The following is a 12465-nucleotide window of genomic DNA, read 5'->3' as shown; positions in this document are numbered from 1 at the left end:
TTTCCACTGGCGAATCCCTCACCGGGGTGGGGTGCTCAGTAGGTCCAGATTTCGTGGTCGCGCAGTTCCACCTCGGCCCAGCCACCGACGGGGCCCCAGAACTCGATGCCGCCGATGATGCCGCCCGAGTACCGCATGTCCGCGGGCAGCGGGGTGGGCAGGCGGCCCTCCTGCTGCAGGCGGCTGAGGACGGCGGGGAGGTTGATGGAGAAGTCGAGCCAGGGCGCGTCGTGGATGGAGTTGTAGCACCACAGCTGCGACGAGCTGTAATTGTTGGGCTTCACCCCCCAGGAGGCGCCGTTGACCTCGAAGGTGCGCTTCATCTCCTCCTTGATGACCGTCACCCCCGCGCGGGTGGCCAGGTACTCCTCGGTCTGCGAAGGGCCGGGATCCGGCATGCCCAGGGCGGGCGGCGCGCCGACGTACGTCAGCAGATCGATGGACACCTGGCCGTCGAGGCTGGGATTGGAGGGCACGACCCAGGCGAAGTAATACGGCATGCGGGCGTTGGAGTTCTGGTTGCAGTAGCGGGCGCGCACCTGGAGGTGCACGGAATGAACCCAGGAGACGTAGGGCCAGTGGTTGGTGTTGGAGAAGTCCCAGGAGGGGAAGCTCCGGGTGTTGTTGATGTACTGCTCGAGCCCCACGTACTGGTACCCGTTCTGGCCCGCTACCGGAACGGAGATGATGTGGGCCTTCCAGCGGCCGACGGACGCATCCCACTCCCAGTTGAACCAGTTGGGGCACAAGCCACCGGTCCCGTAGGTGTCGTAGCCCACGCCCCGCACGGCGCAGGTGCTCTCGCTGCTGCTGGCGACCGCGTAGCCCAGGGTGCTGGAGCAACCGCTTCCCTGACAGAAGCGGTGCTGCTCGGGGCTCTTCGTCCACGCGTTGGGAATGTTCAGGAAGGGGTCCCAGCCACGCGCGGTCAACGCCTGCGCGGCGCTGCCCAATGGCTCCTGGGGCTTCTCACCTTCGGGGACCCCGCACGCGCCAAGCGCGAGCAGGAGGGAGACGGCGGTCTTCGATGCGAGGCGATTCATCTGCATGGGGGTTCCATGAGGTACGGCCGTCACGGAAACCGTCACACCCGGCGCCGGCTTCGTGCGGCCGTCCGTCACGGGAGTTGACGGTTTGCGTGACGCTCTGGAGACGGCGGTGCGGCTGCGTTGACACGGCGCACCAATGCCGCGGGGGCGAAAAAAGAACCACTGCTGTCCTTTTGACGCTCCTGGTGACGCTCCCGTTGACGCTGGGGGGAGACAAGGTTTCCCGGAGTGACGGACCTGGCCCGGTTGTAGCGCCTGGCATGTTTCTTCGGACTGGCCCGTTCATGGGGCGGGCATGGACACAATGGGAGACACCGGCACATGAAGAAGATGATGCGACGTATGACGATGGGCCTGGCGGCCGTGGCGGGCCTGATGATGGCGGGCTGTGGTGGCGCCGAAGAGCCGCAAGCCCAGGAGGGCATGGGTGTGGACCCGCCTTCCGAGGAGACCACGGTGAGAGCTGCCGCGCTCTCGTGTGTCATGTTCAAGGGTCTGGACTTCAACGCTCAGCCTCACGGTTTCCAGCAGTGCGGCTCCTATGGGCAGTGGGCCCCCTCGACCTACTCGGGTTACCAGCAGCCCATGGTGGACGGCACCCTGCCCATGAATGGCATCTGGGGCTCCTACAACAACGACATCGTCCGCTACACCACCTCGGCGGCCACCCGGAACTCCTACTTCTCCAATGTCCCGAGCGGGCGGCTCTTCGGAAGCTGCACCGGTTGCGCCTTCTGAGGACGCAGGCCTGGTCCCGGTAGCGGCTCGCTCACCCACAGCCACAGCGGCCCGAGCACCGGGGCCGTTCGCGGACCCCCGGACCCGCCACACAGGATTCAACCCTGCTGCACCGCGAAACCTTCAAAGTGAAGTGAAGCCGTTCGCATCCGTTCATACACACGAGGACTGAACAACATGGCACACAGCAATTCTCCGTATTGGAAATGGACGTACAAGGCTGCCGGGCTCGCGGTGGCGCTCACGCTGGCAGGGTGGGGCACTGGAGCCGAGGCGATGGAGCCCGCGGCCCCTGGCCTCCAGGGCGCAGGGGCTGGTGAGGCTCCCGCGGTTCCCGGCCGCGGCAACTCGCCCAAGGTGCTCGATGACTTGCTGCTCGATGTGGGCGCTCAGGTGAGCTCTTTTGGTGGCATGTACCATGACGAGCAGGGGCGGCTGGTCGTGCGCCTCACCCGCGCCGAGGACAAGCCCGCGGCCCAGCGTGCCATTGCCGCCATCTTCGGTGTGGAGCGTATCCCCGCCGAGGGAATCGTGGCCGCCCCCGCCCAGCATAGCTTTGCCAGGCTCAAGGAGCTCCAGCAGCGCATCACCCCGGATGTCCTGTCTCTCAGGGGAGCCGTGTTGACGGACGTGGACGAAAAGACCAACCGGGTGACCATCGGTGTGTCTGATCTGGAGGCGCGGGGGAACATGGAGCAGCGTCTGAAGGCACTCGGGGTGCCCTCGGACATGGTGGAGGTTGTCGACGTCAATCCCATCTACCCCGCCTCCGTACAGGGGGGCTGGCGGCCGGTGCCGGGCGGAGTGCAGATCGAGTGGACGCCGGGCCGCTACTGCACGCTCGGTTTTACCGCCCTCTGGGGCGGTACGCTGGGCTATGTGACCAATTCGCACTGCTCGACGACGATGGGCAGCTTGGACTATGGCGCGTCTGGGCAACCCGCCCTGTCCTCGGTGGCGGGCTACGAGGCCGTTGATCCGGCTTTCCAGACCGGCGGGAGTTGTCCCGCTGGCCGCCTCTGCCGCAACAGCGACAGCGCCTTCTTCAGTGCCGCCGGCGGCGTTGGCGTCACCCCCCTCATCGCCGCGACCCCGGGTCCCAACCAGCTCAGCATCAACGCATGGCTGGAGGTGCCTGCCAAGGTGGACTACCCGGCTCAGGGGCAGTTCGTCTACAAGACGGGCCGTACGACTGGCACCACCGGTGGCACCATCAATTTTGCGTGCGCCACCGTCAACGCGGGAGGGGCGGTGCACACCTACTACTGCAACTACATCGCATCCAACTCCTACCAGGTGGCAGCCGGTGGCGACAGCGGCTCGCCGGTCTACATCCGCTCCGGCAACAACGCGACACTGGTAGGGCTCATGTGGGGTGCTGGCCCCACGGACTTCGCCTTCAGCCCGGTGGGCGGAGTGCGCGCGGATCTGGGTATCGTCCCCTACTGCCAGGGCTACAAGGGCTGCTGAGGGGTTGATGTGACGAGGGGCAGTTCCTCCTGAGGGCCCCTGTACCCCGTTTGCTTGCGGCGCATGCGCTCGCAGGCAAACGGAGTGCAGGGGCCCACGCCGTTGACGGTTTCCCGTGATGCCCTGGTGCGGGCGGACAGGGAGCGTCACGGTTTTCGCTGTCGCCCAGGCGCGGGCCGTGACGAATGGCGTGACGGTCCTCCGGCAGATTGCATTCCGCTCGAAATCACCGAGTCGTGGTGAGCAGCACCTCGCGCCACGAACCCTTCACCCCGAAGCACGAAAGTCCATCATGAACACGTCCCGTCTCTCGCCCCGTCTGCTGATGGCCGCGACTCTCTCCCTCGCGGTCTCCGCGTGCGGCGCTCCGGAAGAGGAAACGCCGGCGCCCGTCTCCGCCGACATCAACAGCCCCGCCCTCCCCACCACCTTCGAAATCGATGAGAACGGCCAGGTGGTGCAGCCCGTGGAGTCGGTGTGCACGCTGTGCTACACGAGGGGCTTTTACGACATGCAGGTCAACGGTGTCGCCAGTGGCTGGGTCTGCGGGCCCTCGCGCCCCAACAACATCTACAACGTCAACATCTACAAGTATGAGTACTACGGCTGGCGCCTCGTCGGCGCGGGCTACGCGAACCAGCCGCGTGATGCCGCCGTGGCCGCGAACTGTGGCGGCAACCCGAACCATGGTTTCTGGATCCAGTTCGCCCCGCAGGGCGCCGGCACGTACATGATGCACGCGACCGCGTCCGGCCAGTACGATATGCAGGCTACGCTCAGCGGCACCTGAGCCCTCCCCAGCGGAACGTCTCACGTTGGGTCTTGGGCGCCCGGTCCGCGGTGTCTCAGCCGCTGGACCGGGCGCCGCATCGCGGCAGGGTGAGGACGAAGCGCGAGCCTTGCCGCACCCGATGTTGAGCGGGCCCCACGGTGTCATGAATGCACTGGGGGCTGCCGCGTCATCTGTCTCAGTAGAGGTAGTACAGCGCAGTGAGGTCGGTGCTGGTGAACTCACCGGTCTCGACTTGCCGGTAGCAGGAGTTCATGAGCGACCCACCCCAGGTGGCCACGGCTGGCGTGCCGGGGATGAGGACGGAGCCCACGCCCTCGTCACCTTCGTTGATGGCGGCGCCGGTGCAGCTGATGGACCGATTGTAGCAGTCCGAGTGGCGGAAGCCGATGGTGTGGCCCAGCTCGTGGGTGATGACGTGCTCGACCGTGTCCACGGGGTAGTAGTTGTCGTTCATGAGGGTGCCGATGAAGAAGATCCCGTAGGGGTAGCCGCCCGAGGGGTAGCCCGCGTCTCCGCCGTCGCCGCTCCTGACCTCCGCGGTGATGTTCGCGGTGCACCCGGTGGTCGGGCCGCGCACGAAGTAGATCCGGCGGCCGTGCTCATTGTAGTTCTGGATGGCCAGATCCAGGCCATAGATGAATTTGGGGTAGCTGTTGAACGCGGCGGTAGGGTTGATGCAGATCTTCGACACGTGGAAGCCGACGAGGTTGTTGGTCCGGTACTGCTCCTGGCTCCCGCTGGTCTGCAGCATCTCACGGGACGCCTCGAGGGTGACGTGCGCGTCGCGCCCCACGTACACGGCCCCCTCGTGGATCATGATGTCGTCGGCCGGATAACCGGACTCGATCAGGTTGGAGATGATCTCCTGGTTCTCGGCCTCGCGGTCGACACCGCAACCCACGAGGGCAATACCGGCCAGCAACGCCATGGAAAGAGGACGACGGGACGAGAGACGGGACGTCTTCATGAGGAACTTTCGTGCTTCAGTGTGACGGTTTCGCGGTGCAAGGTGCTGCCCACCACGGCTCGGTGACTTCGAACGGAACTCAACCTGCCGGAGGACCGTCACACCATTCGTCACGGCCCGCCCCAGAGCCTCGCGAAAGCCGTCAATTCCCGTGACGCTCCTCCGGTGCGTGTGGCGGGGACGTTCGCTTCACTCGTTGGACCGGGCGCCGCCTCGCGGCAGGGTGAGGACGAAGCGCGTGCCCTGTCCCACCTCACTGTGCACCTGCACCGTGCCGCCGTAGAGCAGCACCAGCTTGCGCACCACGCCCAGCCCCAGCCCCACCCCCGTCTCCGGCTTGGTGGAGAAGAAGGGCTCGAAGATGCGCTCCAGGTTCTCTGGCGCGATGCCCGGGCCCGTGTCCTCCACCTCCAGCCGCAGGTGCTCGCCCTGCTCCACGGCGGAGATGCGGATGCACCGCGCGCGCTCGCCCGCCGTGTCCACCAGCGCGTCCCTCGCGTTGGACACCAGGTTCTTGAGCACCGAGTAGAAGTGCTCCTCCCGCCCGGTGAGCACCGCCTGCTCCGGCACGGCCAGCTCGGTGCGTATCGCGTGGGCGCGCAGCTCCTCCTGCATCTCGGCGGTGATGGAGCGCGCCAGGGCCGCCAGGGGCACGGGCTCTCGGCCGGGGCTCTCCCGGCCCAGCCGGGAGTACTCCAGCAGCAGCCGGGTGATGGCCAGTCCCCGGTCCACCTGCGCCACCGTGCCGCGCAGCGCCGTGTCCAACAGCGCCTCGTTGCCGTTGAGCTGCTGGAGCAGCATGGCCACCCGGGGACGCTCCTCCGGCGTCAGCCGCTCGCGCACCTCCAGGTACAGCTCCTTGAGCTTCTGGCTGTTGTCCGCGCACAGGGTGGAGTCGGCGGCGTCCGAGCCCAGCACACGCGAGAGCATCAGCCGGGCGCCCGCCAGGGCGTTGCGCATCTCATGGGCGAAGCCCCCCGCCATGCGCTGCTCGGTGGACTCGCGCTCCAGCTCCACCACGCGCGCCTGGGCCCGCGCGAGCGCCTCGGTGCGCTCGGCCACCAGGTGCTCGAGCTGGGCGTTGCGCCGCCGCAGCGCCATCTGGCGCACGCGCCCCACCAGCGCCAGCGCTCCCACCAGCGCCAGCACCGCCCCCAGGCGCGCCCACCACGTCTGCCACCAGGCGGGCCGCACGGCGAAGGCGAACCGCGTCACGGGCCCATACTCCCCATGCGGGTAGCGGGCGCGCGCGAGCAGCTCGTAGTCGCCGGGAGGCAGGCCCACGTAGCGCAGCCGCCCCTGCTCCGGCTCGGGGTGGAACTCCTCGTCCACCCCCACCAGCCGCACCTGCCGCTCCACGCTCCCGGGGTGCAGGAAGCCCATGGGGGCCACATCGAACTCGAGCGTGCCGTGCTGGTAGGGCAGCTCCAGCGGCCGTGGCGCCCGCAGCAGGTCCACCCCCCCCGCGGTGGCGGACGTGAGCAGCATGGGAGGGGCGGGCGGAGGGCCCCTGTAGCGCGCCCCCAGGAAGCGCCCCAGGCCGCCGCTGGTGCCCACCCACACGTCCCCGTCCGGCTCGGCCAGGAACGCCCGGGCGTTGCAGTCGTCCCCCGGCAGCCCGTCGGCGCTCGTGAAGCGCTCCACCACCCGGCCTCCCTCGATGAGGTCCATCCCCTTGCCAGAGCCCGCCCACAGCCGGCCCGCCGCGTCCTCGCCGAGCTGGTACAGGGTGTTGCTGGAGAGGCCGGAGTCGCGGTCCAGGTGCGTCCACCCGGAGGTGCGCTCCCCCTCATAGCGGAAGCAGCTCAGGCCCGAGCCCATGCGGTAGGCCACGCACAGCTCGCCATTGCGCCGCTCCATCACCAACAACACCTGGCCGGTGCGCAGGCCCTCGGCCGTCCCCAGGTAGCGCACCTCGCCGCGCTCGGGCCGCACCTGCACCAGCCCCATGTTCCCCGCGGCCCACAGCCGCTGCTGGCTGTCCACCAGCAGATCGTCCACCTGCCAGCGCCCCTCGTGCGGCGACCCCAGGGGCGGCCGGGTGAACCGGGGCACCACCGCCGAGGCCTCGCCGGCGAAGAGCCCCTCACTGGAGCCCACCCACAGCCGGCCCCGCGCATCCAGGGCCAGGTCGAAGATGGCGGCGTCGCGCGAGGCCCCCTCCAGGGCGAAGCGCTCCAGCCTCCGGGTGCGCGGCTCATAGCGGAACAACTCGGAGGTCACGCCCGCCAGCCACAGCCGCCCATCGGCCATCGGCTGCACGGCCATCAGGTGGATGGAGGGCACCTCCGGCTCCATGTGGAAGCCTGCCTCGGTGGCGCGTGCCAGCCCCCGTTTGGTGGCCGCCCAGAGCGTGCCGCCCCTGTCGCGCCCCACGGACCAGACCGTGCGATGGCCCAGCCCCTCCTCGGCCCCGTAGTGCCGCCAGAGCCCGCGGCCCACCAGCCGGTACAGCCCCAGCGAGCCCACCCAGAGCGAGCCCTCCCGGTCCACGAAGAGGCTCTGGAGCGGCTCCGAGGGCAGGCCCGCCAGGTTTCGCGGCCGGCCCTGCTCCAACGCGAGCAGCCCCTGGGTGGAGCCCACCCAGATGGTACCGCTCAGGTTGGCGGTGATGCCCGCGATCCACCGCTCCCTCACGAGCGCGGAGAAGTCCTCCACGCGCCGCGACCGAGGGTGGTAGGCGACGAGCTGTTGCTGGCCTCCGAACCAGAGCCGGCCGCTGCCGTCCGGGTGCAGGGCGTGGAGCCAGGTCAGCGGCGGCAGCCCCTCGGCCTGACTCAAGGTCCGCCAGCGCCCCTGCGCGGTCCGCTGGTGCAGCAACAGGCCTTCATGCGAGTACAGCTCGCCCTGGGGGGTGGAGAAGAGCACCTGCAGCGGCTGGCCGGGGGCGTCGGTGACGCGCTCGAAGTGGTCCGCCTCCCGCTCGCGGAAGAGGCCGGCATGAGAGGAGACCCAGGCCGTGCCCGCCGTGTCCGTCACCAGGGAGATCAGGGGGCCTCCCAGCTCGCGAGCCTCGTCCAGCACACGCCAGCGCCCCTGGTGCCAGTGCGCGGTGCCCCGCTGCATCACGCACCACATGCCGCCCTCGCGCCCTGGAGCCAGCCGCTGCACGAAGTCCGAGGTGAGCCCCGGTGGCAGCGGCACCGGCTGGAAGCGGTGCCCGTCATGGCGGTAGAGCCCATCATCCGTCCCCACCCAGAGCAATCCGGTGGAGTCCTGGGAGATGGCGCGGATGTTCCACTGGCCCAGCCCCACCTCCGCGCCATACGGAACGAAGGGCAGCCGGCCCGGAGGGGTCTGCGCCGCCGCCGGCGGGCACAGCAGCAGCCCCCACAGGAGCAGGCCCAGCAACGACCCCGTCAGCGAGCGCTCCAGGGGGGAGTGCGTTGCTTCGTGGCGGCACGCGGCGCCAGGCGAGGGCTGGTCAGGACCCATTGAGGGAGACAGTGTACAGGAGCTCCTGGACGCCGAGGGAGCCGTCCTCACCACCTCCCTGTCCGAGGCGGCGAAGTGGGCGGCGGCCTGTCTGGAGCGCGCGGGCCGGCCCCGCCCATGGAACAGCACGTGGGCTGAGCCGTGGCTCAGCGCGCGCCGAACGTCTTCACCATCTTGTTGTAGACGCCCATGATGAGCAGCGGGCCCACCCACATGCCCACGAAGTGGCTGGCCCGGTTCTTCCGTGACAGCTCCGCCACCAGCGAGAAGCCCATCGCGCACAGGCTGGCGAAGAGGAAGAAGTCCGAGGGAATCTTCGCGGTCTGCTGCTCCAGCAGCCGGGTGAGCGAGCTCTCGGTGTGCTCGGCGCGCATGACCGTCGCGGCCTGGTAGTCCTGGATCGATCGCCTGCTCGCGGGATTGATGTCCTGCTGCATGCCGCCCTCCTGTCCTCGGGTGGAGGCCCGTCCCCTGGCCCCGTGCGCCCCTCGTTGCGCCCAGCACCATATTGAGGACGTCCGATGGAGGAGGCGAGATGGGGGAGGCAGGCACAGCGGCGGGCGACGGCTTGTTCGGCGGGCTGCTCCACGCGACGAAGGGCAGCGGCCCGCTGCTGCAACGCGATTACTGGGCCATCATCGAGCGCTGCGGGTGCTCGCCCTCGGAGGTGATGGAGCTGGTGGCCTGCCGCTTCCCGGAGTTCGCCCCGAGGGAGCTGGTCATCTTCGAGCCCGAGCACGAACGGGACGGGCCGCTGGAGCCGGGCGATGAGCTGCGGGTGCAGATCCGCGGGGCGGGGACGTTCCGCGTACGCATCATCCACCGGGATCGCCAGAGCCTCACCCTGGCCACCCTGCCCGGGCACCCGGAAGCGGGACGCATCACCTTTGGCGCCTACCGCAACGAGCGGGGCGACGTCATCTTCCACATCCGCAGCCGGGCCCGCTCCGGCTCGCGGGTGAAGTACCTGGGGTTCCGCACCGGCGGCGAGGCCATGCAGACCAACACCTGGACCGACTTCGTGAACGCCGTGGCCCTCACCGTGGGCGAGGGCGTCATCGGCTTCCTCCACGCGGAGACCACCCTCATGCTCGAGGCGCACGAGAGCGCGGATGACATCCGGGGCCCCACCTTCCTCGCTCGCGGAGACGAGACATGACCCACGTCGATTGGCGCTTCCTGCGCGGCTGGTCGGCCGACGAGGTGCTGGCGCGGCTCGAGCAGGCCTCCACCCTCCCCCTCAACTTCGAGGCGGCCGAGGAGGAGATGACGCTCGACAACGGCTGGAACCAGGTGGAGTCGCGGGCCGTCATCGCGAGGGATCGCCCGGGTACGCCCACCGCGGAGGACGCGTTCGACAAGCTGAAGCACGCCCTCGTCTATTACGGGTTCTCCGACCCGCGCGTCGTGTACGGGCACTTCGACGCCGCCATGCCGATGGAGAACCGGCCGGTGCTGCTCGAGCTCAAGTCCATGGGCCTGCACTACCTCTGCCCGGTGCGCATCGGCGCCATCCGCTCCGAACAGGGGGAAGAGCGGACCCTGTACGGCTTCCGCATCGACACGCTGCGGGGCCACATCGAGGCCGGGCGGGAGTGGTTCCTGCTCACCAAGGACCACCGCAGTGGCGAGCTGCGCTTCCACATCCAGGCCTCCTGGCGCGAGGGCCAGTTCCCCAACTGGTGGAGCCGGCTGGGCTTCGCGCTGATGGGACGGCGCTACCAGCGCGCCTGGCACCACCTGGCCCACGCCCGGATGAGGGAGCTGCTGCGCACCGGCCACCTGGAGCGCCACCCCGATGCCGAGCAGCTGGTGCATGCGCACCTCGAAGTGGATGGGAAACCGGTGCAGTTCTACTCGCAGAAGAGCCTGGGCCGCCGGCTCGGCGGCATCGAGCAGGAGAGTGAGCACATGAGACGGGACGCGCTGTTGAACACCGTGGGCTTCGGAGTGCTGGCCGGAATGCGGAGCTTCAGCGCCCCCGCCTTCCTCAGCCACCAGCTGGCGCAACAGCCCGTCGACGCTCCCAAGGGGCGCGTGCATGCGCTCGCGTCCGAGCGGAACTCGCGCGTGCTGGCCGTGCTGGCCGCTGGCGAGCTCGTCGCCGACAAGCTGCCGTGGACTCCCGCGCGCACCGCACCGCCGTCCCTGGTGGCGAGGGCCCTCTCGGGGGCACTGGCGGGCGCCGCCGTGGCGGCTCCGCACCGGCGGATGACCGTGGGCCGGGCCCTGCTCGGCGCGGCGGCGGCCGTGGCCTCGTCCTTCGCCTTCTACAAGCTGCGGCAACTGGCGACCCGTGAGTGGGGCGTCCCCAACGTGGTGGCGGGGCTGGTGGAGGACGCCGTGGCCCTCGCGCTCGGGAACAGGCTGCTCGCCCGTATCGGATGAGCGGCCTGGAGTGAAACGACTTCATGCGAAGGAGGCGGTGATGGTGCGGCAGGGATGGAAGCGCCTCGCGCTGGCGGGGCTGCTCGGGGTGCTCGGCCTGGGCGTGGGCTGTAACGAGCGCGGGAACCGCACGGTGCGCGAGGAGGCTCGCAAGGCCGGGCAAGCCGTGGACCAGGCGGCCGAGGATGCGCGCAAGAGCGCGGAGGAGGCGCGCGAGACGACCCACGAGGCCGTGGAGGGCTTCAAGGAAGGCATGGGCGGCTCGGGACAGCAGCAGGAGCACGACGGCGAGCGGCAGGGTGGAGACAACGAGCGCCGCTGACACGGGCGCCGTGAGTCCTTCAGGGCCTTCCTCCTCGACCTCGACCCGGACCCACCGGGCGTGGCCGCTGGGAACGCCGAGCCAGGGAGTAAGCGGTTGCTCTGATCTCCCCCGGGCTCACGCGGGCCATGCGCAAATGGCATGAGCCCTCGGGTTTCCGGAGGTGTAGATAGGGGGTGCGCCAGCGGCACCTGACGGAAGGAAGCACGGACATGAACACGACCAGCACGACACTCGCTCCCCCCGCGAAGCTGCCCGGACCCAACGAGCCCTGCTGGTGCGGCAGCGGGAACAAGTACAAGAAGTGTCACCGCGGCGAGGACTCGCAGGCCCGCGCGCCCGCCCCCGCCGCCCGGCGTGTGCGTCCCGGCGCGGTGAGCCCCCGCAGGCCCGTGCCCGCTCATATCCCCCGGCCCGATTACGCGGACACCGGCCGCCCCGGCCCCGGTGCGAAGGGAGATCCCTCCACCCGCGTGGAGCGCATGCGCCGGGCCTGCCGCGCCGCCGCCGAGGTCCTCCAGGTCACTGGCGCCGCCGTGAAGCCCGGCATCACCACCGACGCGCTCGATGCCATCTGCCACGAGGAATACATCCGCCGCGGGGGCTACCCGAGCACCCTGAACTACCACGGGTTCCCCAAGTCCCTCTGCACCTCCGTCAACGAGGTCATCCTCCACGGCATCCCCGATAGCCGGCCCCTCGAGGATGGCGACATCGTCAACCTCGACGTCACCATCTACCTCGATGGCATGCACGGGGACTGCTCCGCCACCTTCCCTGTCGGGAAGATTGATGCTGCTTCCGAACAGCTGCTCCGCGTGACTCGCGAGTGCATGATGCTCGGGATTGAAGCCGTCAAGCCGGGGCTTCCCATCAACGTCATCGGCCGCGCCATCGAGGCTCATGCCAAGCGCTACGGCTATGGCGTGGTCCAGTCGTACTGCGGCCACGGCATCGGGGAGATCTTCCACCTCGAGCCGCAGGTGTCTCATACGTTCGACTACCACGCGACCGACATCATCCAGGAAGGCATGTTCTTCACCATCGAGCCCATGCTCACCATGGGCTCCACCCGCCACCTGGACTGGGATGATGGGTGGACCGTGGTGACAGCAGATGGGAAGCGGTCCGCGCAGTTCGAACACACCATCTATGTGACCCGGGATGGCGCGGAGATTCTGACCCAGGTGTCACCGTAGTGGCGGGATGACCCTCACCCTGACCCTCTCCCAGGGGGGAGAGGGGATTGACGCGGATTCAACCCAGGGGCCGGATACCCTCACCCCGACCCTCTCCCGAGGGG

The 12465-nt window shown here is 69.1% G+C and carries 11 protein-coding genes; 7 read left to right on the top strand and 4 right to left on the bottom strand.

Features of this window, described 5'->3' with window-relative positions; translation table 11 throughout:
- Positions 1 to 35: 35 nt before the first annotated feature.
- A complete protein-coding gene (locus tag AC16DP_RS00740) occupies positions 36 to 1049 on the bottom strand; it encodes a hypothetical protein (RefSeq protein WP_329727678.1) in 1014 nt (337 codons plus the stop codon).
- Positions 1050 to 1370: 321 nt separating this feature from the next.
- Between AC16DP_RS00740 and AC16DP_RS00735 the strand changes: the two genes are divergently transcribed.
- The 3 genes from AC16DP_RS00735 to AC16DP_RS00725 all read left to right on the top strand — a co-directional run bounded on the left by AC16DP_RS00735 (position 1371) and on the right by AC16DP_RS00725 (position 4047).
- Positions 1371 to 1787: a hypothetical protein gene (locus tag AC16DP_RS00735; RefSeq protein ID WP_329727677.1), complete on the top strand. Its 417-nt coding sequence runs from the start codon at positions 1371 to 1373 to the stop codon at positions 1785 to 1787.
- Positions 1788 to 1964: 177 nt separating this feature from the next.
- Entirely contained in the window at positions 1965 to 3257 is a 1293-nt protein-coding gene (locus AC16DP_RS00730; RefSeq protein WP_329727676.1) for a hypothetical protein, read from the top strand.
- 292 nt (positions 3258 to 3549) lie between these two features.
- Complete coding sequence (locus AC16DP_RS00725; protein ID WP_329727675.1) at positions 3550 to 4047, top strand: hypothetical protein; 498 nt, start codon at positions 3550 to 3552, stop codon at positions 4045 to 4047.
- A 178-nt stretch (positions 4048 to 4225) separates the two neighbouring features.
- On the opposite strand, the gene AC16DP_RS00720 is transcribed toward AC16DP_RS00725, so the two are convergent.
- From AC16DP_RS00720 to AC16DP_RS00710, 3 genes are all read right to left on the bottom strand, one after another.
- Positions 4226 to 5017, bottom strand: coding sequence for a M57 family metalloprotease (locus AC16DP_RS00720; protein ID WP_329727674.1), 792 nt, complete (start codon positions 5015 to 5017; stop codon positions 4226 to 4228).
- 189 nt (positions 5018 to 5206) lie between these two features.
- Positions 5207 to 8452, bottom strand: coding sequence for a sensor histidine kinase (locus AC16DP_RS00715; protein WP_329727673.1), 3246 nt, complete (start codon positions 8450 to 8452; stop codon positions 5207 to 5209).
- 146 nt (positions 8453 to 8598) lie between these two features.
- Positions 8599 to 8889, bottom strand: coding sequence for a hypothetical protein (locus AC16DP_RS00710; RefSeq protein ID WP_329727672.1), 291 nt, complete (start codon positions 8887 to 8889; stop codon positions 8599 to 8601).
- Between the two features lie 98 nt (positions 8890 to 8987).
- On the opposite strand from AC16DP_RS00710, the gene AC16DP_RS00705 reads away from it, so the two are divergent.
- From AC16DP_RS00705 to map, 4 genes are all read left to right on the top strand, one after another.
- Positions 8988 to 9611 carry a DUF1990 family protein gene (locus AC16DP_RS00705; protein ID WP_329727671.1) on the top strand — a complete coding sequence of 208 codons (624 nt, stop codon included), beginning with the start codon at positions 8988 to 8990 and terminating at the stop codon, positions 9609 to 9611.
- Positions 9608 to 10840 carry a DUF1990 family protein gene (locus AC16DP_RS00700; protein ID WP_329727670.1) on the top strand — a complete coding sequence of 411 codons (1233 nt, stop codon included), beginning with the start codon at positions 9608 to 9610 and terminating at the stop codon, positions 10838 to 10840. The genes AC16DP_RS00705 and AC16DP_RS00700 overlap by 4 nt, the downstream gene beginning before the upstream one ends.
- A gap of 10 nt (positions 10841 to 10850) precedes the next feature.
- Positions 10851 to 11162: a hypothetical protein gene (locus AC16DP_RS00695; protein ID WP_329727669.1), complete on the top strand. Its 312-nt coding sequence runs from the start codon at positions 10851 to 10853 to the stop codon at positions 11160 to 11162.
- Between the two features lie 212 nt (positions 11163 to 11374).
- Positions 11375 to 12361 carry a type I methionyl aminopeptidase gene (gene map / locus AC16DP_RS00690; RefSeq protein ID WP_329727668.1) on the top strand — a complete coding sequence of 329 codons (987 nt, stop codon included), beginning with the start codon at positions 11375 to 11377 and terminating at the stop codon, positions 12359 to 12361.
- Positions 12362 to 12465 lie beyond the last annotated feature (104 nt).

It is taken from the genome of Archangium sp., assembly GCF_057119385.1.
Note: the sequence above shows the minus strand (reverse complement) of the source record. Positions and strands in the feature narration are given on the sequence as shown.